The 25,523-nt window shown below is 33.9% G+C and carries 23 protein-coding genes; 16 read left to right on the forward strand and 7 right to left on the reverse strand.

Translation table 11 applies throughout. The annotated features are described in order from the left end of the window. Nucleotides 1-867: transposase (locus tag EHV10_RS04315; RefSeq protein ID WP_148092612.1), on the forward strand; the 867-nt coding region annotated here is incomplete at its 5' end. Nucleotides 868-1,051: 184 nt separating this feature from the next. Here the strand turns inward: EHV10_RS04315 and EHV10_RS04320 are convergent. Next, entirely contained in the window at nt 1,052-2,677 is a 1,626-nt protein-coding gene (locus EHV10_RS04320) for a DUF262 domain-containing protein (protein ID WP_128673599.1), read from the reverse strand. 568 nt (nt 2,678-3,245) lie between these two features. Between EHV10_RS04320 and EHV10_RS04325 the strand changes: the two genes are divergently transcribed. After that, on the forward strand, nt 3,246-4,277 hold the full coding sequence (locus EHV10_RS04325) for a S66 family peptidase (protein WP_128673600.1): 1,032 nt from the start codon (nt 3,246-3,248) through the stop codon (nt 4,275-4,277). Between the two features lie 228 nt (nt 4,278-4,505). Beyond that, the gene (locus tag EHV10_RS04330; protein ID WP_158609902.1) at nt 4,506-5,177 is read left to right on the forward strand and encodes a hypothetical protein; all 672 of its coding nucleotides are present in this window, start codon (nt 4,506-4,508) and stop codon (nt 5,175-5,177) included. A gap of 204 nt (nt 5,178-5,381) precedes the next feature. Here the strand turns inward: EHV10_RS04330 and EHV10_RS04335 are convergent, their stop codons facing one another. From EHV10_RS04335 to EHV10_RS04345, 3 genes are all read right to left on the reverse strand, one after another. Then, nucleotides 5,382-6,164: an acyl-CoA dehydratase activase gene (locus EHV10_RS04335; RefSeq protein ID WP_128673602.1), complete on the reverse strand. Its 783-nt coding sequence runs from the start codon at nt 6,162-6,164 to the stop codon at nt 5,382-5,384. A 22-nt stretch (nt 6,165-6,186) separates the two neighbouring features. Beyond that, complete coding sequence (locus tag EHV10_RS04340; RefSeq protein WP_128673603.1) at nt 6,187-7,335, reverse strand: double-cubane-cluster-containing anaerobic reductase; 1,149 nt, start codon at nt 7,333-7,335, stop codon at nt 6,187-6,189. 230 nt (nt 7,336-7,565) lie between these two features. Then, nucleotides 7,566-8,369: an Nmad3 family putative nucleotide modification protein gene (locus EHV10_RS04345; protein ID WP_128673604.1), complete on the reverse strand. Its 804-nt coding sequence runs from the start codon at nt 8,367-8,369 to the stop codon at nt 7,566-7,568. A gap of 296 nt (nt 8,370-8,665) precedes the next feature. On the opposite strand from EHV10_RS04345, the gene EHV10_RS15110 reads away from it, so the two are divergent. Continuing rightward, nucleotides 8,666-9,334 (forward strand): hypothetical protein, encoded by a 669-nt coding sequence (locus EHV10_RS15110; protein ID WP_207667127.1) that lies wholly within the window; start codon nt 8,666-8,668, stop codon nt 9,332-9,334. Nucleotides 9,335-9,524: 190 nt separating this feature from the next. Here the strand turns inward: EHV10_RS15110 and EHV10_RS04355 are convergent, their stop codons facing one another. Further along, nucleotides 9,525-11,009 carry an aldehyde dehydrogenase family protein gene (locus EHV10_RS04355; protein ID WP_128673605.1) on the reverse strand — a complete coding sequence of 495 codons (1,485 nt, stop codon included), beginning with the start codon at nt 11,007-11,009 and terminating at the stop codon, nt 9,525-9,527. 382 nt (nt 11,010-11,391) lie between these two features. On the opposite strand from EHV10_RS04355, the gene EHV10_RS04360 reads away from it, so the two are divergent. After that, nucleotides 11,392-12,486: a M14 family zinc carboxypeptidase gene (locus EHV10_RS04360; RefSeq protein ID WP_128673606.1), complete on the forward strand. Its 1,095-nt coding sequence runs from the start codon at nt 11,392-11,394 to the stop codon at nt 12,484-12,486. A gap of 46 nt (nt 12,487-12,532) precedes the next feature. Here the strand turns inward: EHV10_RS04360 and EHV10_RS04365 are convergent, their stop codons facing one another. Continuing rightward, entirely contained in the window at nt 12,533-13,294 is a 762-nt protein-coding gene (locus tag EHV10_RS04365; RefSeq protein WP_128673607.1) for a CPBP family intramembrane glutamic endopeptidase, read from the reverse strand. 167 nt (nt 13,295-13,461) lie between these two features. Between EHV10_RS04365 and EHV10_RS04370 the strand changes: the two genes are divergently transcribed. From EHV10_RS04370 to EHV10_RS04420, 11 genes are all read left to right on the forward strand, one after another. Beyond that, the gene (locus tag EHV10_RS04370) at nt 13,462-14,019 is read left to right on the forward strand and encodes a putative ABC transporter permease (RefSeq protein WP_128673608.1); all 558 of its coding nucleotides are present in this window, start codon (nt 13,462-13,464) and stop codon (nt 14,017-14,019) included. 17 nt (nt 14,020-14,036) lie between these two features. Beyond that, the gene (locus EHV10_RS04375) at nt 14,037-14,819 is read left to right on the forward strand and encodes a YhfC family intramembrane metalloprotease (protein WP_128673609.1); all 783 of its coding nucleotides are present in this window, start codon (nt 14,037-14,039) and stop codon (nt 14,817-14,819) included. A gap of 251 nt (nt 14,820-15,070) precedes the next feature. Then, entirely contained in the window at nt 15,071-16,171 is a 1,101-nt protein-coding gene (locus tag EHV10_RS04380) for an RtcB family protein (protein WP_207667133.1), read from the forward strand. Beyond that, nucleotides 16,168-16,773 (forward strand): peptide chain release factor H, encoded by a 606-nt coding sequence (prfH, locus tag EHV10_RS04385; RefSeq protein WP_128673611.1) that lies wholly within the window; start codon nt 16,168-16,170, stop codon nt 16,771-16,773. The genes EHV10_RS04380 and prfH overlap by 4 nt, the downstream gene beginning before the upstream one ends. An 8-nt stretch (nt 16,774-16,781) precedes the next feature. After that, entirely contained in the window at nt 16,782-17,513 is a 732-nt protein-coding gene (locus EHV10_RS04390; RefSeq protein ID WP_128673612.1) for a hypothetical protein, read from the forward strand. Between the two features lie 33 nt (nt 17,514-17,546). Continuing rightward, nucleotides 17,547-18,260 carry a hypothetical protein gene (locus tag EHV10_RS04395; protein WP_128673613.1) on the forward strand — a complete coding sequence of 238 codons (714 nt, stop codon included), beginning with the start codon at nt 17,547-17,549 and terminating at the stop codon, nt 18,258-18,260. 8 nt (nt 18,261-18,268) lie between these two features. Then, a complete protein-coding gene (locus tag EHV10_RS14500) occupies nt 18,269-19,024 on the forward strand; it encodes a DUF1287 domain-containing protein (protein ID WP_158609903.1) in 756 nt (251 codons plus the stop codon). A 13-nt stretch (nt 19,025-19,037) separates the two neighbouring features. Next, nucleotides 19,038-19,367 (forward strand): hypothetical protein, encoded by a 330-nt coding sequence (locus EHV10_RS04405; protein WP_128673614.1) that lies wholly within the window; start codon nt 19,038-19,040, stop codon nt 19,365-19,367. Next, nucleotides 19,364-20,044 (forward strand): DUF1287 domain-containing protein, encoded by a 681-nt coding sequence (locus tag EHV10_RS04410; RefSeq protein ID WP_128673615.1) that lies wholly within the window; start codon nt 19,364-19,366, stop codon nt 20,042-20,044. The genes EHV10_RS04405 and EHV10_RS04410 overlap by 4 nt, the downstream gene beginning before the upstream one ends. A gap of 97 nt (nt 20,045-20,141) precedes the next feature. Beyond that, complete coding sequence (locus EHV10_RS04415; protein WP_128673616.1) at nt 20,142-22,541, forward strand: cation-translocating P-type ATPase; 2,400 nt, start codon at nt 20,142-20,144, stop codon at nt 22,539-22,541. Nucleotides 22,542-22,589: 48 nt separating this feature from the next. Beyond that, the gene (locus tag EHV10_RS04420; RefSeq protein WP_128673617.1) at nt 22,590-23,729 is read left to right on the forward strand and encodes a Fic family protein; all 1,140 of its coding nucleotides are present in this window, start codon (nt 22,590-22,592) and stop codon (nt 23,727-23,729) included. A gap of 289 nt (nt 23,730-24,018) precedes the next feature. On the opposite strand, the gene EHV10_RS04425 is transcribed toward EHV10_RS04420, so the two are convergent. Further along, nucleotides 24,019-25,407, reverse strand: a complete 1,389-nt coding sequence (locus tag EHV10_RS04425; RefSeq protein WP_128673618.1) for an ISNCY family transposase — start codon at nt 25,405-25,407, stop codon at nt 24,019-24,021. Between the last annotated feature and the right edge of the window lie 116 nt (nt 25,408-25,523).

The following is a 25,523-nucleotide window of genomic DNA, read 5'->3' on the forward strand; positions in this document are numbered from 1 at the left end:
ATTATGGGGAAAGATAGAAACAGCTATTCCAAAACTGATTTGGAAGCAACCTTTATGCGAATGAAGGAAGATCATATGTTGAACGGGCAGCTAAAGCCTGCATACAATGTACAGATAGCAGTAGAGAATTATTTTATTGTACATAGTTATGTAAGTAATGATCGTACAGATTATAATACATTAATTCCGGTCCTTGAAAAGCATAAGGAAGCATTTGGAGAAGTACTTGAAGAAGTGACAGCAGACAGCGGTTATTGTAGTGAGAAAAATCTCTTATATCTAAAAGAAAATAAGATAGACAGTTATATAAAACTGCAGGATCATGAGAAAAGAAAAACAAGAGCATACAGTAAAGATATAGGTAAATACTACAACATGAAGACAATGGTATTTGAGGATGAACAAGTCTATATCTGTCATGACGGTCGTGAACTGAGACATATCAACACTGAAAAGAAAGAACAGAATGGTTATACACAAACATATGAAGTATATGGATGTTCAGACTGTAGTGGATGTGAACATAAGTCTAAATGCTTATACAAATATAATCCTGATAAAGATGTTGATAAGAACAAAGTGATGAAGATCAATGAAGTATGGGAAGAGCTTCGAGAGAAGTCACATGCTAACATACAGAGTGAAAAAGGTATTCTGAAACGACAGACACGCTCTATTCAAACAGAAGGTCATTTTGGAGATATTAAAGAAAATGAAGATTTCCGACGCTTTAACTATCGTTCTTCAGATAAGGTATATAAAGAATTTATGCTTTTTGCAATAGGAAGAAATATAAATAAATATCATCGTTTTCTCTACGCAAAACTAAAGAAATTTGAAGGGAAAGCACAGGAGAAAACAGCATAGTAAAAAATGCAAAAGTAAAATTTCAGCCAAGGGGTTTTTATGCCCAAAAATAGACAGTATAATAGAAAAACAAAATATCCTGACAAAGTCACAAAGCCAAAATGCCTTGTATTTGTCAGGATATTTCTATTTAGTTCTGTAGGGATTAAAATTCAGTATTTCCCGACAGCCCCATAGGAAAAAATTATATAAATTCAGACACTTCTTTTATAAAAGATTCTATTCTACTAATAATATTTTTTTCTCTTAGCTTTACTTCATCATAGTCCCATTTATCAAGTTTTAGTAAATCTTGGATATCTGCAAATTTTGATTCTTCGTAGGCTTTCTTTTTCTTTTTGAAAAATTCATTACTTGCACTTATATTTAGTTTTTTTTCAAATGGTGCAAGGTTACCTAAAGTTTCCATCACTTCGTTTGCTTTCTGTTCATCCCAGTCATTATTATCAGACCACTTTCTTGGTAATATATGTTCAATCTCTATATTATAGTTTAAAATCAAGTCGTAAAAATCCTCAATACTTTGTGATTTATTCAAAAACCCACTTAGTAAGATAATTCCTCTTTTACATCTACCCAAATCTGCACTTTTAAGCTTATTATAGAATATTTTTAAATCATTACGCATATTTTCTATATATTCAGATAGGTAATTATCATTATTTTCTATTTTTGCACATACCTTGAATGTTGTATCTTTTACAGTATTAACAGAATTATACACAACACCTTTTACAAAATAATATGCGGTAGTCAACATTACCAACTTCTTATATTCTTCATAATATTCTTCAGGTAAGTATAACTCACCGTCTTCTTTCCATACAAGATATTTATGCAAGAATACATATAATGGATATCTCCAATATTGATTGGGGTAACTTTCCAAAATATTCCATAATGAATCATTGTAGATACCTACTTTGGTAAATAGTATTGCATTTATCTTTTTTAGAGAATCCATTACCTTTGCTGTATCCTGTAGTCTACCTGTTTTAGACGAAAAATAAGACCTTAATCCCTTTTCCTTAGAAATATCATTTTCCTGAGCTCTACAGATGTACATTAAAATACGAAATAGGTCTTCCTGATCATATAAGTCATTCCATTCATCTATAAACTCAGTTCGTTTTGAACTTTCAATTCCGGCATAAAGTTTTGACTTGAATATATCCGCATCGCTTAATGAAAGACCTCTGTTATTTATGGTCTCAAAAATGTTCAAAGCATCATCTTCTGTTTCACACAATATCGGTAATAATACTACATTATCTAGGAATGTCAAAATAAGTTTATTTAATTCATCAGAAGTTTTCCCTTGTTTCCAATCTGAAATTTTCTTCTTGAACATATCATAATTTCTATAAAGTCTGGAATTTTTATCATCACAATTGCCTTGTAAAATAATTTGTTCAAGATTCTTCTTATCATTTTCAATAACATCTGAATTCAATCTTATATTATTTGTGAGCTCTGAACTTAGCTTGTCTTTTGTCTTTAAACATTCCTCCAATGCTTTTACTGTACCCGCATTATCAAAAAGTGCTCTAATAAGCAAAAGAAGTGTAGTTAGTCTTTGTTGCCCATCTATAACTGAAAACTTCTCATTTTCATCAATTGGATGTACTACAATATTACCCAAAAAATATTTATCTTTTTTATCATTTTCATTATGAAAATCAATCAAATCATCCCAAAGAGTTTCGCATTGTTCCTGTTCCCATGAATATCCTCTTTGGAACATTGGAATCTGATATTCCCTTGAAAATATAGTTCTAATATCTTCAGGCTTTGCTGTTATAGTTTTCATTACCGTTTCTCCTTATATTTCATAAAATAAAACACTTATTCTTTATGTTCAGATTATTAACATTAATGTTTGGAACTGTAGGTCAAAACTTTTATATTATATTATTATAATAAAAACCTCCAAATTAAGGTTCAAATCACAAAACTATATCAGATAAAGTGTCTATATGAACTGTACAAATATGATTCTATGTATTTATGATATAAAAGTCAATGTTAAATAACATACGACAATACTGTATATTATATACTATAATACCATTCAATTTTTCCATTGAGAAAAGGTTTAAGCCCCATTTTATATATAATAGTTTTGGATGACCGGTGTTTTTCTTGGAAAAATGAAATCATGCAGCAACCGGAATATTCATTGTAAACAATTGTGAATCAGGTAAAGCCGGAAATATTGTGAACATACTATGTAAAAAGCTAATTGATTCTTATAGAGTGGAAAATCTTGACATAGTAGAATTAAACTTGTAGGCTATGAATAGCAATTAATACATATCATTCAGATTTAGATATTGGGCACACAAAATAATATGAATAGAGGAGTTTGAATCAAATATATGAAAGTTAAAAAAATAGGAATTGTCAGCTTATCAAGTGGTGTTTTGGGTGAGGATTTTGTTAAGCATGAGGTTAAGATAGGTGTAGAAAGACTAAAGCAATATGGTATAGAGGTTGACTTTTTGCCACATGCACTTAAGGGAATGGACTTTATAAAAGAGCATCCCGAGTGCAGAGCAATGGATTTATTATCTGCATTTAAGGATGATTCTATTGATATGATATTATGTGCGATAGGTGGGGATGATACTTATAGATTATTGCCATATCTGTTTGAAAATAATGAACTTGCAAATGTGGTTAAGCAGAAAATATTTTTAGGTTTTTCCGATACCACCTTCAATCACTTTATGCTGAATAAGGTCGGTATAAAAACTTTCTACGGGCAGTCATTTTTATCTGATATTTGTGAACTTGCAAATGAGATGCTTCCATATACAAGAAAATATTTTGAAGAGCTGATTTTTACAGGTAGAATAAAAGAGATAAGACCAAGTGATATACATTATAAGGAAAGAGAAGACTTCAGTGAAAATGGTATAGGCGTAGATATGGAAAGTTATCCAAACAAAGGCTTCGAACTGTTAAAGGGAGAAGCTGTATTTGGAGGTAAGATTTTGGGTGGTTGTATTGATTCTATCTATGATATTTTTGATAATACCAGATATGAAGATACGGTTTCATTATGCAAGAAATATGACATCTTTCCAAAACTTGAAGAATGGAAGGGCAAAATTCTTCTTCTTGAAACAAGTGAGGAAAAACCGGAACCTGAATTATTTAGAAAAATGATAGGGCATTTAAAGCAATATGGTATTTTTGATGTAGTAACAGGTGTACTGGTGGGAAAACCGCAAAATGAAATATACTATGATGAGTATAAAGATATTTTATTGGGAGAGCTTTCAGATAAGGATTTGTCATTGGTATATAATATCAATATAGGTCATGCTACACCAAGATGTATTATGCCGTTTGGAGTGGATGCAGAGGTGGATGTTAAAAATCAGGTGATTAGATTTATAGAATAGTTGTAATGTATTAATGAAATTTATAAAGGCATAATATAAAAAGTACTATATTATGCAAAAAAGGAATATATTTATGTGAAATACATCATTATCCAATGAATACTTTTTGTTGATACCTGAAAAGAGTATTCATTGGATAATATATTTTTTATGTACCGAATGTTAAAATCAAACCATATAAACAGGAACAGTTTGTCCGGACATTTGATTTTATTTAATGAGGTTTACATGAAAAAATTATTGTTTGCTATGTCATTTGCATTTGCAGTATCTGCCATGAGTATAATTGTATCTGCACAGGGAACCGGCGGTAGCTGGAGAAAAAACGATATAGGGTGGTGGCATGAAACTTATGATGGAAGTTATTACAGAAATGCATGGTTTCAAGACAGTGATTCAAAATGGTATTATTTTAACAGGGACGGATATATGGTTGCCGATCAATGGGTTGGAGATTATTATCTGAGTTATAGGGGTTCAATGCTTACAAATACTATTACACCTGACGGATATGCGGTTGATTATAATGGTAAGTGGATACATGCCGGATCGAATGGAAGAGTAGGAGATACAGATCTGGATAACGGAACTTATACATTTGATTTGACTGTAGACGGTAAAGAGATGGGTGTAGATTATTGCGGTATTTACGGAAATCAGTATTTAATAGCCGGACATATATACAGAGATTCTGATAACCTGCATGTCGAATATAGATCATTAAGCTATAAACTTACAGGTAATACAAGATACAGAACGAAGTACGGTATGAGCGGTTCTGTAGATGTATCACAGGAACAATTTGTAGAGTTCGCTAATGACTATAGTGCTCAATGTTTATTAACGATTACGGTAGTAAATGGAGATGTCGCCGATATAATGCTATATAAATTAAGATAATAATTTTCGTTAGGCTTTTGTTGCAGTGGTTTACAATTTTTATGTAAGCCTACATTTGCTACTCTTGGTCACAACATTGGGGATAAAGGTCACGGCACATTTGGTATCCCTGAACTTAATGCCTTTGGCAAAGAACTTTTAAAGTGAAAAGGACTTTTACATATTTATAAAGTTAAGCTTGCATATGTTAAAAGTCCTTTATATTTATCCAAAGCATATAGTGGAGTTTTTAGGTCTTAAAGAAATAGCCGCTCCTATCGCTCCGGCATATCTGCCAAGCGGATGAGTATGGATTTGTCTGCCTGTTTTTTCTGACATCAGTTCAATAAAATATGGTGTATAACTAAGTCCCCCGGTAAGCATTATTTCACCATGAAGTCCATGCTTTTTGGCAAGGTTTATGACCTTATTTGCCACAGAGTCTATAACTCCTGCGGCAATATTTTCTCTCTTTTCTCCGGAGCCGATATAGCTTATAACTTCGGATTCGGCAAATACCGTACACATGGAACTTATAGACAGGGGCTCTCCATTTGATGCAAGATAATATAATTCCTCAAAGTCTGTGCCAAGCCTGTTTGCCATGACTTCTATAAACTTGCCTGTACCGGCTGCACATTTATCATTCATTAAAAAGTCCTTTACCATACCGGATTCCAAGCTGATAATCTTTGTATCCTGACCTCCTATATCTATGATAGTGCCGTCCTGTGAAAATAATGCATAAGCACCCTTGGCATGGCAGGTTATTTCGGTGATTACTTTATCGGCATATTCCACACATATTCTACCATAGCCGGTGGCGGCACAGGATATATTATCTGAAAAACCTTTTTCTTTAAGTTTTTGATATATTGTATTTGCAGTTTCCTTACTGTTCCAGCCTGTGGGCAGACAAAAAGAATCTATAAGTCTTTCATCATCCATAACAATCACTTTTGAAGCAGTAGAGCCTATATCTATGCCTATATAATATTGTTTATCCATTTATTATATAAATACCTCTCATTTATACGGCTATAGTTTCAAGAAAGGCTTCAAGTCTGGTATTAATCTGACCTGCATCAGCCTTTGAATAATCGGTTTCCACCTTGAGATATGGTATCCCCTTAGCAACCACGGCTTTTTTTACATTATAAGATTCGATGGAGAATGTATGGCATGCCTGAAGTATAATTTCAAGGACACCGTCCACCTCGTATTCATCAACCATATCTGTTATAAACTTAAGCCTGTTTTCATTAGGACTCATAACCGAGCAGTTGATATTAAGATATTTCTTTGCAAGTGCTTTGGCTACAGGTAAGGATGTATCGACTTTTTCGATTTTTTCCCTATTGCTGTTACAGGTATCAAAGGCAACCACATCAGCGCCGAGTTCTTCCAATATTTTGATGGTTTTATCCCTTACGCCTCCATTTGGACAGCCTGTTATTAAGATTCTCGGTTTTCTTGATACCTTTCCTTTATAATTTTGTTCCCAGTCAGCTTTTACCTCATCTATCCTTTGTCTTATCTGTCTGCAACGTTCATCCATATCCGGGATAAAACTGAGAGCATCAAGCTTTGTACCAAGTTCATAGCCTGAGATAGGAGACGGATTGAGTTTACTAAGTTCAAGGTATTCAAGTATTAAATCTCTTTCAGCATTTTTTTTCAAAATAGCTTTTTTAACATCTTCCTCAGTGATGGTTACACCATAGAAATCTTCAAGTTTTTTCCAAAATTTATACATTTCCTGCTCCCACATATTAAGAGCTGTTTCATCTCTTGAGGATGGAAGCTGCATAACATAGGTCTCTTTTATGTCGTTTAGAAGCTCAAACATCTTCTTTTTACCGTCACAGGTGGTTTCACCCACTATAAAGTCTGAGAAATAAAAGTAAGGACAGGTATCGGTAAGTCCGAAGCCGTAACTTGCCTTTATTAAAGGGCATAGATTGGACGGTAAATATTCTTCTGCCGCACTTATAGGTTCTTCACTGGTAGCACAAAGAGATACCGCTACAGCACCTGCCGCCATAATAAGTTCTGTAGGAACAAATGAGCAATAAATTCCTACAATCTTGCCTCCACGGTCTTTATGTTCCTTCATCTTCATAAAACCCGCTTTTCTTGCTTCTGGGAAAGTCTCAAAATTCTCCGGAAGTCGTAACATAATGAAATCCTCCTTATTATATAAAATATATTGATTTAAATATTAGAATAAGAAAAATTGACATTCTTTTTTTAAATATCACTATATCAATAAAAATACATAGATAAATTATATAAAAAAACCTGTAAATTCTCAATGAGTATAGTGATTTAATTTTTCAATATTTAAATGACATTGTTCGATATAATAAATAAATGAGAAAACTTTAATATATTTTATAAATCCATGTACTATTTATGTCGAATAATATCTTTTACCCAGTCGGATAAATTCTTTTCCTGTTCTTTGGTATCGGTTGTAATAACAAACTCCTGCCCTCGGGATGCAGTTTTTAATACAGATGAATCACTTTTTATGACAGGATGAGTATGCCCCTGCCATGAAATAGCTATACCCTTTTCTGCAAAAAATGAAGGTAATTGCCAAACACTTCTGTTTGGCTGTCCGCTTTGCGTAAGTACCAGAGAATCATCATAATTAAAGGTACCGCATCTTTTTGATATATATATGCGGTTATTGGTATAGAAAGGCGCTATACTGTGGGGATGCCAGTTGTATTTTTCTGCAATTTTTTGATCATCTTTTATAACTTCACCAATCTCCATATATCCGTAAATTATATGGCGAATCGGAGCTACCTTTGTATAAGTTAGCCTGTCGTTTTGTATTTCGGTTTGTCTGAACATACCATAGAAAAGGAAGAGATCGCCTACATCAACAAAAGATTTATCCAAATGTGTAGCCGGCACACCCCATTGCCCGAATGCAGGTATCCAGTCGTTTGGACGGTTGTCGATATCTTCATATATATCAGGATCCAAATGACAGGTAGGATAGCTTTCAAAATCAAATTCCGGATATAGCTGAGTTATGATATCCCTATAATTTTGTCCCTTATATTGTATATCTTCATATCTTTTTTTGCTTTTTCGATCAGGTATTGGAAGTGACAGTAGTGTTCCGTCGGGAAGTATAGGACTTGCCATTACTCCTGATTCACTATCCATTCCCTTTCTGCTTAATATTACTTTCATTATGTCAGCCCTCCTTTTGATACAATTTTAACATATACTATTGATAAACACAATAAATAGTAATACTGTATGTATCCCGGCCGGAAAATCTTTATAATAGGCAATTAGAATATAAAGTTCACTATATTTAATAAAAAATAAAGGATATTTTTATTAAATATATTCTTATCAAATGAATACTTTTTGTGTTTTAAAGGAAAGAGTATTCGTTGGATAATGTTTTTAACAAATAAATAATGTTAGGATTATGTTAAAGAGAAATCTTTATTTATGTCATTTTATTTAAGGAGGTTTATATGAGAAAATTAGCGATTGCTATGGTTATTGCATTAACAGTGTCGACTTTTAGTATGACTGTATATGCAGAAGGAGCGAAAGGTACATGGAGAAAAGATAATGTAGGATGGTGGTATGAATTATACGGTGGTGGTTATTATTCCAATACATGGTTTCAGGATAATGATTTGAAATGGTATTATTTTAACGGTGCAGGCTATATGGCAGCTAATCAATGGATAGGTGATTATTATTTGGGATCTGACGGTGCAATGCTTACAAATACTAAGACACCTGACGGATATATGGTTGATTACAGCGGCAAATGGATAAATTCAAAGTCTAACGAAGATGATATAGATTTGAACAACGGAACATATACCTTTGATTTATCACAAGCGGACGGCAATTATGGGATAGATTATTATAGTGCCGGTGGAGATTATCTTTTGATAAGCGGACATATGTACAGAGATTCCGATAACAAGTATGTCGGATATAAGACATTAAGCTATAGATTTACAAAAAACACAAGATATAGAACAAAGTATAAACTGAGTTATGGTATAGAGGTAATGAAGGATCAATTTGTAGATTTTTATAAACCGGAAGACGGTCAATATATGCTGACATTTACAGTAGAGGATGGAGACGTCACGGAGATAATGATATATCAACTCAGAGAATAAAGATGCACTTGGCTTGTTTTAGCAAATTATAGATTTTGTTATATCAGTAATCTTGCTATTACTATAAAGAAAACTCTCAAACCGGTTTTCCGGAATGAGAGTTTTTGTTTTAGGCAATGCAGAATCCGATATCGGGTGTATTTTTATCAAATATATCTACCTGCCATTATATAAAGGAATTAGCCTTATATTATTTTTTAGGATAGAATCCGCTTGGATTCTCGTCAAGCTTAATAAGTATATTCTTCATCTGTGTATAGTGATCAAGGATTACCTTATGTGTTTCTCTACCGATACCTGATGTCTTATATCCTCCAAACGGAGCTCCTGCAGGGATTGCATTATAGGTATTTACCCAAACTCTACCTGTTTCAATACTTCTTGAAACACGGAATGCACGGTTAAGATTCTTGGTCCAAACACCGCCGCCAAGACCGTATACGCTTTCATTGGCATATTTGATTACTTCATCTTCAGTCTTAAACTTTATGATAACTGCTACAGGTCCGAATATTTCTTCCTGTGCAGCATAAGAATCATTGGTTACATTTGTTATAAGTGTAGGCTTGTAGAATGATCCGTTTGCAAGCTCACCTTCTGTATAGCGTGAACCACCACATGCGACAGTAGCACCTTCAGCTACGGCTCTGTCTACACATGCCTGAATCTTTGCTACCTGACTTTCATTTACCTGTGAACCCATCTGAGTATTAATATCAAGAGGATTTCCTACAACAATCTTGTTAAACTGATCTACAGCTCTCTTTACAAACTCATCATAGATACCTTCCTGTACAAAAACTCTTGAACCTGCACAGCAAACCTGGCCTTGGTTAAACAAAATACCAAGCTGTACGCCGTCAATAGCAAGGTCAAGATCACAGTCGTCAAAGAATATATTTGCTGATTTTCCACCCAGCTCAAGAGTAGCAGGGATTAATTTCTCTGCTGCAGCCTTTGCTACAGAGTAACCTATTTCTGTAGAGCCTGTAAATGCAAGTTTTCTGAATCCGTTATGGTCAAGTATATACTGTCCTGACTTGCTTCCTGCACCTGAGATAACATTAAATACACCCTTAGGAATAATATCCTTTACAAGTTTTGCAAGCTCAAGTATTGAAAGAGGAGTAGAAGAGCTGCTCTTTAATACTGTACAGCATCCTGATGCAAGTACAGGAGCAAGCTTCCATGCCGCCATAAGGAACGGGAAGTTCCATGGAACTATCTGTCCAACTACACCGATAGGCTCTCTGAATACAAGAGAGAGTGTGTTTGGATCAAGGAAGTTTGAAGTATCTTCCTCAGTACGAATAGCGGAAGCAAAATATCTGAAATGATCTGCCGCAAACGGAATATCTACGTTTAATGTCTCACGAAGAGGCTTACCGTTATCAAGACTCTCGATATAAGCGAGGTCCTCTTTATTTGCATCTATAACATCTGCAATCTTTAAAAGAATTTCAGCTCTTTTTATTTTATCAAGATTCTTCCATGAATCAAAAGCTGCCCAAGCAGCGTTTACTGCATCATCTACATCTTCTTTTGTAGCCTCGGCTACACTTGCTATCTTTTCCTTTGTAGCAGGAGAGTATGTATCAAAAAACTTGCCGTCTTTTGAATCTCTGAATTCTCCATTAATAAAAAGTCCATACTTTTCGTCCGGTCTTTTTGCCATAATTAAATTACTCCTTTCGAGTTCTTAATCTATAGTAAAATACTATAGATTGATTCTAGCATAAAAGAAAATAAATTGCTATATTTTTTTAAAAAGTAGATATTTTAACAATAAGAATACCGGATTTAACTGCTTTAGGTTACAATTATTACATCTGAAACGATTATAATACCGATTTATTCGTCTTGTTTTTATTTAGAAACATAGTGGATTGATAAATTTTATTCACAAGACATTGTAAAAAATAATTATAATATAGTACTTATGAATGTATAATCTTCAAAAGTACGACAAATTTTCTATATCTGTTTAATGTTTTGTAACTAGTAATTTTTTTCAAAATATCGTATAGTTGTGAAAGAGTTTTTCAATGGAGGAAGATATGCAAAAGAGATATGTTTTAGGAGCAATGACACTGTCAGCATGTATTATACTGACACAGGTAATGCCTGCCTTTGCAGGAATAATTGGACACAGTTCCGCAAGTTATAAGGCCGCTCAGACAGAAAGTGTGGCGCAAACTACAGATTTTACATTTTTGAGTACAGATATGTATACTTATCAAAAGATGGAAAGTGATATAAATCTGTTTAAGCAAAAGTATGAGGGTGTAACATCAGATTCAATAGGAACTACACCTGACGGAAGAAATATTTACAGAATAATAATAGGAAACAAAGAAGCTTCAAAAAAGATTCTTGTTATAGGAGCAATTCATGCCAGAGAATATATTACAGCTTCAGTAGTAATGCGTCAGGTAAAGGAAATGCTTGATAAGAGAGCGGAGGGAGATAAGAGTCTGGACTCTGTATGTATACAATATGTTCCTATGTTAAATCCTGATGGAGTAGCGATTTCACAAAGCGGTATGGCAGGACTTAATAAAGAAGAGTCAAAGAAGAAACTACAGGAGATAATTGACAGCTGGTCAGAATGGGGACTAAAAGAAAATCAGGATAAGTATAACTGGTTTTTAAATAAGTGGAAGAATAATTTAAACGGTGTTGATATCAACCACAATTTCCCTACTCAAGGATGGAATCAAAGAGCGGACAGTAGGAAAAAACCTTCAAACGAGCATTATAAGGGAGCAAGTGCAGGTTCTGAAAGTGAAACACAGGATCTTATAAAACTTGTAAATAACGAAAATTTTTCAGCTGTACTTAATTATCATACACAGGGACAGATAATTTTTTGGTCAAATCAACATGCTTCGGCAGAAGTTTTGGCTATGGATAAGGCTATGGCTGATATAGTGGCTGCTCATACAGGCTATAGGCTTGTCTCACCTGAAGCAGACGGATCAAAGTACGGTACAGGATTTAAAGATTGGCTTGATTGGGAGAAGGGTATTCCAAGTGTTACGGTTGAGGTTGGAATCGGAACTTCACCGGTACCTGAAGCACAGATAGAAACAATCTGGCAGCAAAATGCCGGAGTATTGCCTGATATTGTAAATTATATTATAGGAAAGTAAATTAAAAAGCCTTTAGGTACATAAAATATCTAAAGGCTTTTATTTATTAATAATTCCAGTTTATAAGCAGATATATAAGCGATGAACCGAACATATCAGCCATTGCATGCATAAGGAAGAAAGGTAACAAATTCTTTATTACTTTCTTGTACATGAAATAATAGAATAGTCCGTATACCACACCTATTACCAATGACCAAAGAAGACCTTGATATGTGTGGAATGATACTCTAACCAATGTTGAAAAAGCCAGAGCATACCATTTATGTTCATCCTTTACAGAGGTCATAAGACCAAGAAAGAAAAATTCCTCATAAAATCCGTTTAAAAAAGCATATCCGATTGCAAGCGGTGAAAGTGCCAGGAATTTATTCAATGCTTCCATCGGATTTATGTCTTGAAGCAATGAAGGATCAAAATAGTTGTAGTCGCCACTCACTGTAGTAACAAGGTCGCCGAAGAGACCCATAATTGCAAACAGTACCGGAACCCAAATAATTACAGACCAATGTAATCTTATTTTCAATTGCTTAAAATCAAAATTTCTGATAAGTAAGTACAGTAACGCAATAATTAAAAGAATAGACTGTAATGTGAAATTTCCGGTATAGGCCGCACCGTCTGAGGCAATATCCATAGATTCCGCTGAATCTTGTATAGCCTGTGGATCAGACTGAAGTAATCCTATAAATATTTGTGTCGATGTTATGATAAATATACCGAACATAATACAGGTAACAATAAGGATATCAAACCATCTCAAATACTTAAGCTTTTCTTTCGGTCTGATTTTTTCTAAAAAATTCATTTTTATATCTCTCTTTCTTCTATATAATATATTTCTAAAGCAAGAATATTTGCTTGAACATTTGTTGCCTAGAATAATATAAACTATATATATGAAAAATCAATGTATAAAATAAATGAAATTTTTGAAATTTTAGGATACAATATAAAAAAGGAGGATGATAATACATGAAATTAAAAAGACTTAGAGATATCTTTCTTATGTTTATGGTATGTGCATTCCTTGGATGGATTTATGAAGTACTGGTTGGACTTTTGGAAACGCATGTCGGATATGTAAATCGTGGATTTTTATTCGGTCCGTATTTGCCGATTTATGGTTTTGGAGGAATAATATTAATAGCACTTTTGATGCCGATAAGAAATAAGAAAATACATTTAGGAAGACTAAGTATATCTTTTGTTTTGGTATTTTTGTCAACTATGCTTATAACCACAATACTTGAACTTATCGGTAGCTATTTTATGGAGCTTATGATGGGTGACTGGTTGTGGGACTACAGCAATTATTTCTGCAATTTTGAAGGAAGGATTGCTCTGTGGAGCAGTGTAAAATTCGGACTCGGAGGACTGATAATAATATACCTGATAGAACCCGCAATCAGATTTTGTATTGAAAAATCAAATCAAAAAACTGTAAATATATTTACTGTAATACTTGGTATTATATTTATTGTGGATTTGGGACTTAGACCTTTTTTGGGAAGCAACTTTATAGGAAAATAATTTTTAGGAGGTAGACAATGGATAGAGTTCCTTTTTTAAGTATGGTATTTATGTTTATATCCTGTATAGTCGGATTTGCAATTCCAATTATACTCTTTATTTATTTCAGAAAGAAGAAGCATGCGGATATAGCACCGTTTTTTATAGGTGTTATTGTATTTATTTTCTTTGCAATGTTTCTTGAAAGCTCGGTTCACAGAGCTGTTTTTGCTTTGCCGTTTGGAGAGACTATAAAAAATAATGTGATACTTTATGCATTGTACGGTGGACTGATGGCTGCAATATTTGAAGAAACGGGAAGACTTGTTGCATTTAAGTTTATACTGGGGAAAAATAGAGATAAAAATATAAATGCATGTATGTATGGAGCAGGACATGGAGGATTTGAGGCCGCATCTGTTTTGGGATTGACTATGATAGGCAGTCTGGCTCTTTCGGTTTCAATAAACAACGGACTTATTTCGACTATTTTAGACAATGTAGGGGGAAATGATCTTACTCAGCTTAAAGACACTGTAAACACCTTGACCATGTCACCTTCATATATATTTTTACTGGGTATAGTTGAGAGAATATTTGCAGTGATTTTACAGATATCACTGTCGGTTCTTGTATGGTCAAGTGTTAAAGGGAAAAGATATTTGTTTATTGCGGCACTTTTAATTCATTTTGTTGCAGATACTTTAATAGTTATATTAAACGGATTTCATGTACCTTTGATATTTGTAGAACTTATATTTGGAGTGATTTCAATAATAGTTGCGTTATTTTCACGAAAGATATATGTAGAAGAATGTTAAGATGTATTTTTAAAAATGCTATGATATAATTATAAAGTTAAAATAAATAATAGCGATCGAAAGGAGAATGACTATGAGGAATACGATGAATAATACAATAAGTGGAACTATAAACTACAGAGGCATAGTTGTTCGCTGTCTATTATTCTAAACTTTTTATTAGAGAATGAACGATAAAGCCTTTGAAACAGAAGAAAACAGAGGTTTTTATTTTGATACAATTAAATGGAAAATACGCACAGGCGTATATTATGTGTGATGAAACTATGGAAAAATCCATGGTGGAAGAAGCGGCAAAGTCTCAGGTGAGAATGATTTGTGATAATGAAGTATCACAGGGCGCAAAGATTAGGGTAATGCCTGATGTTCACCCCGGAAAAGTAGGTCCTATAGGTCTTACAATGACTGTGGGAAAAAAGATTTTACCATCTTTAGTGGGAATAGATATCGGTTGCGGTATGCTTGCGGTAAACTTAGGTAAAATAAGAAATGATTTTATGAAGCTGGATACTGTAATCAGAGATAATGTTCCGGTAGGCTTTGCTTTAAGAAAAGATGTACATGCATATGCAGACAGAATTGAATTAAATAATCTTAAATGCTTTTCACATATAAGAGCTGAAAAAGCGTTGCTCAGTCTTGGTACTTTAGGTGGTGGAAATCATTTTATTGAGCTGGATGTAGCAAAGAACGGGGAAGTTTATCTTATAGTACATACAGGAAGCAGACATCTTGGAAAAGAAGTGGCAGAGTACTATATGAAAGCCGGACAGGATGAGCTGAAAGGAAAAGGTATAAATGATATTCCGTTTGAAATGACCTACCTTAGCGGAAATTTGATGGAAGATTATCTGCATGATCTAAAAATTGTGGAAGAGTATGCAATATTAAACAGAAAAATAATTGCTGCCGAGATTATAAAAAAGATGAAGTGGAAGGCGATTAAGGAAATTTCATGTTCTCACAATTATGTAGATTTTTCAAATGATAGTCCTATACTAAGAAAAGGTGCCATTTCAGCGAAGTTAGATGAGAGGGTAATAATCCCTATAAATATGAAGGAAGGTGTTTTACTAGGAAGGGGACTTGGAAATGAAGAATGGAATAATTCGGCGCCTCACGGAAGCGGCAGAGTACTTTCAAGAGGAGCGATAAATTCTTTACATACGGTTTCTGAGTTCAGAAAAGAGATGAAGGGTATCTATACAAGCTGTATAAGTAAGGATACTTTGGATGAAGCACCTTTTGCATATAGAGGAATAGACTATATAAAAGAAGTAATAAAAGATACCGTAGAGGTGGAAAATGTTCTTACTCCTATATTTAACTATAAGGGAGGGGACAGAAAATGATTTTACAAATAAGTGCAGGTATGGGACCGGTGGAATGTCAGAGAGCTGTATTTGGCATATGTAAAGCACTAATAAAAGAAATTCCGTCTTTAGAGATTTTAAGTTATGTAGAGGGAGAGAAAAAAGAAACCTTTTATTCAGTGATGCTCTCATCTGATGAGGATTTATCATATCTTGAAGGTACTATGCTTTGGATTTGTAAAAGTCGGTACAGAACAGAGCATAAAAGAAAGAACTGGTTTGTAGATGTGAGTATTATTCCGGAAGCGGTTAATATAGATGATAACTTTTCTGAAGAAGATATAATAGTAGAGAAATTTCATGCAAGTGGACCGGGAGGTCAAAATGTAAACAAGGTGGAAACCGGAGTGAGGGTTATTCATATTCCTACAGGAATAAGGATAAGTTCAACAAGGGAACGAAGCCAGCTTATGAATAAGAAGGATGCCCTTAGAAAACTTGCCATTGTTTTAAAAAACAAGAATGCTTCCCAAATTGAACAAAGTAAGAACAATGCATGGAGTAAGCATACGGATATAGTTAGAGGAAATCCGATAAGAATATATGAGGGTGAAAGATTTAGGTTAAAAAATAAATTTTAGGTGATATTATGAGTGAGAAAGAAAATTACAATGTGGCAGAAGATATCAGTACATGCAAAGAGTCTGTATATCTTGAAAATAAAAGTGTGAACAAATATCCGTGGCTAATTTCAATACTTTATATTTTGGTATTATATGTGTGGATCGGTTTTGTTATTTCCGGAATGAATTACTTTAATTTGAATAAGTGGTTATTTCTAGGTTTTAATATAGCATTTTTTGTTGCGTTTATGACACTTCTGACAGTTCAGATCAGTAGAGTATTGCCTGAGATAAGAAATGGGAATATAGACTATTGTATAAACGGATTTTTATTTTTTAAATATACCGTTTTGCCTTCTACATTGTATTTTATTTTTCTGGCACTTATTATATTTGTGGGTGGAATAAGTGTTTCATTAGTAGTTTTTTTTATTCCTGTAATGTTTTTAATGGCGCCGTTTATACTTATGGTGGCTTTTATACTGTCACCGATAATGTTGGCAATATCTTTTATAGCCGCTTTACCGGGATTTGTTTTGGCAGTAGGTACTGTAATTATCAGTAGAAAACAAAAAGAGATGAAACTTGGTAGCTGCGTATTACATATACTCCTACAGTTTGTTCCGGTAGTAGATTTGATAGATGCATTATATATTTCGCTACATTATTGGAATAGGGCAAAGAAATTGGCTATAATTACAGCTGTTTCTGCCGGTATACTTATAGTTGCAAGTATAATTTTATATATAATATCTTAGGAAATAAAAATTCTTAAAAGGAGATATAGTGATATGGAAAATGATTTTATATTAGAAAAAGGCTGTATTATAAATGAGGAATCTCCACAAAAGCATTTTCCTTGGATTTTAGGCATAATATATAATATAGTAGTTTACAGATGGGCATATGTTATTATATCTCAGTTAAACAGCACAGAAAAAAAGGAATTTGATATTTTACCTCATATAGTATATCTTATCTTACTTTTAATACCGCTTATATTGCAAATAATAAGCGTGAATAAGGCTATAAAAAGGAATGATATAAATTATTGCATTGACGGAGCGCTTTTTTACGGATATGCAATGTTTCCGGTTTCTCTGTTATGTGCACTATGTATTCTTGGTGTAGCTGTGGGCGAAATATTTATATTGATTGCATGTATGGTAGTACCGGCAACGATCTTTTTCGTACCGTTTATTGCAATACCGTGTATTATATTTTTGATGATACTAATATTGTTGTACTATGTTTTATTGTCACCGGGAATGTTGACGGCCGGTTATCTGGTTCGCAGTTATAAAGATGAATATGGTCTAAGTAACAACAAATATAACAGGCATAAGTTTTTTCGATTTATACCCGGAGTAAATTTAATTGATATTTTGTATATTTCAAACAAATACAGGGATAGAGGAAAATCACAAACTGTAATTATAGCAGTTTCCTTAATATTGATGATTCTAACAATCGTTGTGGCAATAGCAATCAGTAGAATATTATAGGTATATAAATGAAATCAAAGAAACTTTTTAAAATTATTGCTGGATGTATATTGCTTGCAGTAATGATTTTACTGATATTTACAAGACTTTATCATAGAGGTACTTCTGTAAAGAGACCTAAGAATGCTTATAAAAGACATATAGAGCAGTTTAAGAGCAGTGTTGATATGGATAAAGACGGAATTGATGATCAAAGCGATATATTAAACAGTGCTCTTTACTATATACAGACAAAACCGAAGTATGAGAGCAGGTACTATATTGGAGGAACACCAAATGACGGTTACGGTGTATGTACAGATGTTGTAGCTGCGGCACTTTTAGGTGCGGGATATGATTTACAAAAACTTGTGTCTGAGGATATACATGAACATCCGGAAAATTATGATATACAATCACCTGATGAAAATATTGACTATCGTAGGGTGAGAAATCTGCAGGTGTATTTTAAAAACAATACAAATATTGTTGTTACATCTAAATGTATTCATGCGGGAGATTATAATCTGGAGTTTGAAATAGAAGATTATGCAGCTTCAACAGAAAATATTATGCTTGCAATTACTGCAATGGGATATGCCGGGGTTTGGATGGATGGAATGATGAAGTTTGAGGGAAATATAGATAAGGTCAGAAAACTATTGAATATCAATTGTGAAGAAACACCCAGGACAATTATTCCATTCGGAAAGCCAAAGAGTATGGTAATACAGAAAGAAAAAAAGCATTTTCTGAAAGATTTCATATTATTTAGCGGCAGCTAGGCAGGTGTTTTATATGAGTGAAAATTTATTAAACTTTATAATTTGGTCAATATCGGGATGTTTAATAATCGCTATTGGAATCAGTTGTTTCTTTTCTAAAAAGCAGGCAGGATTTTGGGCAAATGTTAATTTGCCTCCGGTAAAGGATGTAAAGGGATATAATCATGCTACGGGGAAGCTGTTTGTTTTATTCGGAGTGCTTTTGATTGCTTTGGGATTGCCTATATTATTTGATAAAAGTTCAGTATTTATATTTTTATCAATAATAGGAGTACTGATTTTAACAATAGCTATGATGGCGGTATATATTTTTTATATTGATGATAAATATAGGGAAAAATGAAACAAAAAAGAATTTTTAAAATAATTGCTGCTGGTATAGTGATTGCGGCAATAGCAGTACTTATATATAACAGATTTTCTTATAAAGAAACATCTACAAAGCGTCCAAGGTATGCTTATAAAAAGAAGATAGAGCAGATTAAGAGCGGAATCGACAAGGATGGCGATGGTGTTGATGACCAGAGCGACATATTGGAAAGTGCATTGGAATATATACAGACAAAACCGAAGTATGAGAGCAGGTACTATATTGGCGGAACACCAAATGACGGTTACGGTGTATGTACAGATGTTGTAGCTGCGGCACTTTTCGGTGCGGGATATAATTTACAAAAACTTGTGTCTGAGGATATACACGAACATCCGCAAAATTATGATATACAATCCCCTGATGAAAATATTGACTACCGTAGAGTAAGAAATCTGCAGGTGTATTTTAAAAATAATACAAAAAGTCTTACTACAGATCTTTCTGAAATAGAAGAGTGGCAGGGTGGAGATATTGTTATTTTTAAGAAGCATATAGGAATAGTATCAGATAGAAGAGACAAAAACGGAGTCCCATATATTATTCATCATGGAAGTAAATATCAAAGAGCATATGAACAAAAATATCTGAAAAGTAAGGCTGATGAAATAGTCGGTCACTACAGATGGGAATTGGAAAGTAAAAATTAAGTTTACAGTATAGTTACATATAAGTATAATATGGCATTAATAAAAGGCATTGTTTATCGATGTCTTTTATTTTAGATATGTTTTAAAGGGTGACGCTATGGATGAGATAAGAGAGGTCGATAAGAAAATCATCGGACTGACAGGCAGTGAAGTAGAAGAAAGAATTGCTCTAGGTCTGACAAATAAAATAAATACAAACACTGATAAAACAACTATGGAAATAGTATTGTCAAATGTATGTACATACTTTAACCTGATATTTTTAATTATTTCCATATTACTGATTGTGGTAGGTTCTTTTAGGAATCTTACATTCTTACCTGTTATTATCGGAAATACAGTTATAGGCATAGTACAAGAATTGCGTGCAAAAAAGACACTTGAAAAGATGAAATTTTTAAGTGCGCCTCACAGTGATGTTATAAGAGACGGAGAACTTCAAAATATTTTATCAGAAGAACTTGTAAAAGATGATATTATTCTTTTAACAGCCGGTAAGCAGATTTGTGCCGATGCTATTGTTATATCCGGAAGTGTTCAGGTTAATGAATCACTACTTACAGGCGAGTCTGATGAAATTGAAAAAAATACAGGCGGTAAGCTTTTGTCGGGAAGCTTTGTGGTATCCGGAGAATGCTATGCAAAACTTGAGAAAGTGGGAGATGAGTCATATATCTCAAAACTAAGTACACAAGCAAAAACTATGAAAAGTAAAGAACAATCGGAGATGATAAGGCATATCAATCTTATTGTTAAGGCTGTAGGTATTGTGATCATACCTATAGGGGTGGTTTTGTTTTTTCAAAGCTATTATTTAAATGATGATTCTCTTAGAAAAAGTGTAACTTCTACAGTTGCAGCTGTGCTTGGTATGATACCGGAGGGATTGTATTTGCTCACTACAGTTGCACTTGCACTAAGTACTATGAAGTTGGCAACAAAAAAGGTATTGCTTCATGATATGAAAAGTATTGAAACTTTAGCAAGAGTTGATGTGCTATGTGTTGATAAAACAGGTACGATTACAGAACCTGAAATGAAAGTGGAAGATGTGTACTTATGTAAAGGTACAAACAGTTCTATAAAATATTCGGATTTTGAAAAATTATTGTTTTCCTATGTACTTGCTTCGAAAGATAATAATGCAACTATGCAGGCTTTAAGAGAATATGCAAATGAAAAACGGATAAAAGAGACTTTGGGTTCTCCTGTCAAGGTACTACCTTTTTCTTCATCTCTTAAATACGGAAGTATTACATTTGAAGAGGGATGTTATATTCTTGGTGCTCCAGAAATTATCTTAAAAGGTAATTTTATATCTTTTGAAAATGAGATTTTAATCTATACTGAAAAAGGCAGTAGGGTTTTGCTTTTTGCAAAGTATGACGGAAGTGATATTGAAGACGGTATAAACGGAAATGTAACTCCGATAGGTTTTATAGCTTTTGCAAATCCTATTCGTGAGAATGCTGTAGATACATTTAACTATTTCAAGTCTCAAGGTGTAGATATAAAGGTTATCTCGGGGGATAATCCTTTAACTGTTTCACAAATTGCTTCTCAGGCCGGAATTGAAAATGCCGAAAATTATATTGATGCAAGCCTTCTTGATACTGATAAAAAGATACAGGAGGCTGTAACTTGTTATACTGTCTTTGGCCGTGTAACACCAAAGCAAAAGCAAAAACTTGTAAGAGCCTTACAGGCAGACGGTCATACTGTTGCGATGACAGGTGACGGTGTAAATGATATTTTGGCAATGAAGGATGCGGACTGCAGTGTAGCAATGGCATCCGGAAGTGAAGCTGCCACTCATGCAGCACAGGTTGTATTACTTGATTCAGACTTTGCACATATGCCTGATCTTGTGTATGAGGGTAGAAGAGTTGTCAATAATATAGAGCGCTCTGCAAGTTTATTTTTGGTAAAAAATATTTTTTCTTTACTTTTAGCTGTATTATCGGCAGTTTTTATGTTTACATATCCACTTGAGCCTGCACAGATTTCTTTTGTAAGTATGTTTACAATTGGAGTACCGGGATTTTTATTGGCTCTTGAACCGAATAAAAATAGGATAAAAGGAAGTTTTCTTAAAAACGTGCTGATAAAAGCATTGCCCGGAGGGCTGACAGACGTTATAGCAGTATTTGCACTTGTGGTGTGTGGAGAGGTTTTTGAGATACCCACAGACAGTATCGGAACTGTTGCGACTATGGTTATGTCGGTAGTCGGATTCATGATTTTGATTAAGATAAGTTATCCTCTTGATCTCAGAAAAAATATAATAATATGTTTGAACATTGCAGGTCTTATATTTACAGGCATATTCCTTAGAAAACTGTTTGCACTTACCGACATTTCGGGTATAAGTATTCTTCTTATGTTTACATTTGGTTTTGCTGCGGAATCTTTATTTAGGAATATGACGATTTTAGTAGAAAAAAATCAAATATTACTTGAAAAAATAAGAATAAAACTTGAACAAAAGAAAAAATAAGATATAGTATAAGTAGTAAGTGAAAAACCTTGTTTTATGGAGTTGGTTATGAGAGAGTATAGTCCACTTTTTAACATGAGCGATAGAATGATAAATTTGTTGACTGAGATAAGTGAAGAAGTCGGAAGGGTCAGTGTTGTCCTTTCAGGTAAGATGAATCCTTTACTCCGAAAAGAAAATATGATTAAAAAAGTATATGCCTCTTTGGCAATGGAAGAAAGTGATATTTCATTTGAACAGATAAGAGGTTTTATATACGGAGGAAATCCTATTGATAATCATAAGGATATGAGAGTTGTAAAAAATCTCTATGAGGCCTATGATATGTCTTTTAAATTAAATCCGTATTCAATAAATGACTTGTTCTTTGCACAAAAGATGATTTTAAGCGGGTTTACTATAGAGTCTGCCGAGTTTAGAGAAGATAAGGCGGAAAACAACGACAGAGTAATATTTGACAGTAATGCAATCCCTTCAAGATTTATTCCGGGAGCTGTAAGAGATATATTTGAATGGTATAAAAAAGCCAAACTTCATCCTGTAATAAAATGTGCAATAGTATATCATGAATTTGAACTTTTACAGCCTTTTGCAGTAGGTAACGGCCCTCTTTCAAGATTATGGCTGGATCTTTTGCTTTGTAAGTGGAAGGATATTTTCTTCTGTATGTCTGTTGAGAATGAACTTTATTACAGGATACAGGAATATAAGGAACTTACATACAGTATAGGAAGACCGGAAGAAAGCGATAAATTTATAGAATTTATTCTTGAGACTATTCTTTTTACATTAAAAAAAGCACAGATAGAAGAAAAAATACCGGTTTGGGGTAAGGAATCCGATGCTTCATTTACAACCGGAGATAGTATAAAATGGGAAATGCCTTTAGGTAGCGGTATGACAGTTAATGACGAAAAGACGGTTGGCAGAGAAGTATCAGATGGCAGTAAAAATACTGCTGTGAATACAAATAACAAGACAAGTGAGAATATATTTGCAAAAAGACTTGGAAATGCACTTGGAAATGAAGTGCTTACAACCAATGAGATAATGCTTAGACTTGGTATGACACATAAGCCTACCTTTAGAAAAAATTATCTCAATCCTGCAATAGAGATGGGATTGGTAGAAATGACCGTACCGGGCAAACCCAGAAGCAGATATCAGAAGTACAGGAAGATATCATAGTCGTAAGATACAGTACAAGATGAAAGAGTGTAGACTAAGATTTTTAAATATAGACTATGATAGTATAGAAAAGCCAAGATATACGCTAAACGACTAAGATAATAAGGAGCTATGATGCAACCGGATTTAAAGTCGATATTTGCACATCTGTCAGATGTAAATACTTTTACACTTTTGTTTTTATAAATTTTACACGCATTGCTGTATATTTATTTGAAATACATATGTCAAGCATAAATGATTATGTCCCAAAAAAATTAATTTATAAGCCCCATAAAAGGGGCTTTTATCATGCACTTTTTATGTCTTCTTCAATTCTGTGTGGCTGTGAGTGTACGAATTTATAAAAGGCACCTAATCTCCAAGGATGGTTCATTGGTGGAATATAAGGTTTTCTAGGCTCGGGTTGTTTGTAATCAGAATCCAAGTCCTTAGATTTATGCTCATGGGGCGGTATTTCTTCCAGAGCGTAAATATCTTTGTCATTTACGCACGCAAACAGAGACCTATCAAATGCTTTGATAAGCATAACCTTGGTACCTTTTCGGTAATGGGTCTGCATTCCTTTATTATCTACCATCTTATAAAATTTCTTCTCGAATTGAATCGCATGTCCGGCATCAACAGTTCTCTCGGTTAAAACCGCCAAAGTAAGATTTATTTTTTCTTTAGACGGTTGCTTTTCAAAGACAGATTTGATACCATTACATGGAAGTGAGAACTTCTCATTGAATTCTTTTATGTAGTGGTAAAGGAATTCATTGGCATTATTGATGTCGGTTACGCCTGCGAGTCTAAACTCAATAGGCAGGCGTGACTGTAAGGTTTGATTCAATCGTTCTATGCGTCCTTTAGCTTGTGGTATGCTGCTTGATTCAAGTTGTATACCAAGTTGCTTGCAGGCGTAAGCGAACTGTGTATAGGTGTCTTTGTCGTCAGATAAGGCACCTTTTTTCTTGTAGGTAAATACAGTTCGTTTATCAGTAAGAAACTTATAGGGAATACCATAATCAGTAAGAATCTGTTCAAACACATGGTAGTAGCCGTTAAGAGTCTCTTGAGTATCAAACCATGCACCCGTAACAACACCTGAGGCATCATCAATGGCCAAATGTAGATGCCATATCTGTCCGGGCACCCATTCATAAGGTGTAGCATCCATTTGAAGCAATTCGCCGAAATAAGCACATCTTGGACGACGACTGTGAGCATCTTCAACTGCTACTAAGTTAGCCTGTATCTGTGATAATTCTTTTTTTGATGTTGCAGCTTGCTTCTTGGCTCTGAGAGCCTGCTTAATGCGTCTACGTTTAGCTTTTGTAGCCTTTGGAGATAGAATGTACTCTGACTCCAAAATACTCATTACAGAGGAAGAAGAGATGCTTATACCCTCATGCTTTTTAAGAAGCTCCGTATAGTGTTCAAAGTTAGCCTTGTAGTATTTAGTTCTGTATAGATCAATAACCTGACTTCTGACATCAGGACGTATAGTGGTGGCAGGCTTCTTACCTCTGTTACCATGGATAAAGAATGCCTTACCATCTTTAATATAACCTTGTATCATACGGTTTATATGCCTCTTGGTGCATCCTAGGATAAGAGCATCTCTATCCTTATTAGCTGTATCCGGGTGATCTACCAGCCCTTTAATAACCTCATATTTTCTTTGTTCATTCATTGATAAAATAACCTTTCTGATAAGTCAGTCCCTCCTAGTGTTAGAATATACAAAATACTATTCTACCATAAGTGGGACATTTTTATTTGTGGTATACCAGGACTTTATCATTTATG

Source organism: Lachnoanaerobaculum gingivalis (genome assembly GCF_003862475.1).
GTDB lineage: Bacteria > Bacillota > Clostridia > Lachnospirales > Lachnospiraceae > Lachnoanaerobaculum > Lachnoanaerobaculum gingivalis.

Bases quoted from the DNA above. Each gene is read 5' to 3' on its own strand.
- EHV10_RS04395 (WP_128673613.1), top strand. From the start codon at position 17,547: ATGGAAAATGATTTTATATTAGAAAAAGGCTGTATTATAAATGAGGAA.
- EHV10_RS14500 (WP_158609903.1), top strand. From the start codon at position 18,269: ATGAAATCAAAGAAACTTTTTAAAATTATTGCTGGATGTATATTGCTT.
- EHV10_RS04375 (WP_128673609.1), top strand. From the start codon at position 14,037: ATGGATAGAGTTCCTTTTTTAAGTATGGTATTTATGTTTATATCCTGT.
- EHV10_RS04320 (WP_128673599.1), bottom strand. From the start codon at position 2,677: ATGAAAACTATAACAGCAAAGCCTGAAGATATTAGAACTATATTTTCA.
- EHV10_RS04415 (WP_128673616.1), top strand. From the start codon at position 20,142: ATGGATGAGATAAGAGAGGTCGATAAGAAAATCATCGGACTGACAGGC.
- EHV10_RS04360 (WP_128673606.1), top strand. From the start codon at position 11,392: ATGCAAAAGAGATATGTTTTAGGAGCAATGACACTGTCAGCATGTATT.
- EHV10_RS04390 (WP_128673612.1), top strand. From the start codon at position 16,782: ATGAGTGAGAAAGAAAATTACAATGTGGCAGAAGATATCAGTACATGC.
- EHV10_RS04420 (WP_128673617.1), top strand. From the start codon at position 22,590: ATGAGAGAGTATAGTCCACTTTTTAACATGAGCGATAGAATGATAAAT.
- EHV10_RS04380 (WP_207667133.1), top strand. From the start codon at position 15,071: ATGTGTGATGAAACTATGGAAAAATCCATGGTGGAAGAAGCGGCAAAG.
- EHV10_RS04355 (WP_128673605.1), bottom strand. From the start codon at position 11,009: ATGGCAAAAAGACCGGACGAAAAGTATGGACTTTTTATTAATGGAGAA.
- EHV10_RS04410 (WP_128673615.1), top strand. From the start codon at position 19,364: ATGAAACAAAAAAGAATTTTTAAAATAATTGCTGCTGGTATAGTGATT.
- EHV10_RS04340 (WP_128673603.1), bottom strand. From the start codon at position 7,335: ATGTTACGACTTCCGGAGAATTTTGAGACTTTCCCAGAAGCAAGAAAA.
- EHV10_RS04425 (WP_128673618.1), bottom strand. From the start codon at position 25,407: ATGAATGAACAAAGAAAATATGAGGTTATTAAAGGGCTGGTAGATCAC.
- EHV10_RS04330 (WP_158609902.1), top strand. From the start codon at position 4,506: ATGAAAAAATTATTGTTTGCTATGTCATTTGCATTTGCAGTATCTGCC.
- EHV10_RS04365 (WP_128673607.1), bottom strand. From the start codon at position 13,294: ATGAATTTTTTAGAAAAAATCAGACCGAAAGAAAAGCTTAAGTATTTG.
- EHV10_RS04405 (WP_128673614.1), top strand. From the start codon at position 19,038: ATGAGTGAAAATTTATTAAACTTTATAATTTGGTCAATATCGGGATGT.
- EHV10_RS04345 (WP_128673604.1), bottom strand. From the start codon at position 8,369: ATGAAAGTAATATTAAGCAGAAAGGGAATGGATAGTGAATCAGGAGTA.
- prfH (WP_128673611.1), top strand. From the start codon at position 16,168: ATGATTTTACAAATAAGTGCAGGTATGGGACCGGTGGAATGTCAGAGA.
- EHV10_RS15110 (WP_207667127.1), top strand. From the start codon at position 8,666: ATGAGAAAATTAGCGATTGCTATGGTTATTGCATTAACAGTGTCGACT.
- EHV10_RS04335 (WP_128673602.1), bottom strand. From the start codon at position 6,164: ATGGATAAACAATATTATATAGGCATAGATATAGGCTCTACTGCTTCA.
- EHV10_RS04325 (WP_128673600.1), top strand. From the start codon at position 3,246: ATGAAAGTTAAAAAAATAGGAATTGTCAGCTTATCAAGTGGTGTTTTG.
- EHV10_RS04370 (WP_128673608.1), top strand. From the start codon at position 13,462: ATGAAATTAAAAAGACTTAGAGATATCTTTCTTATGTTTATGGTATGT.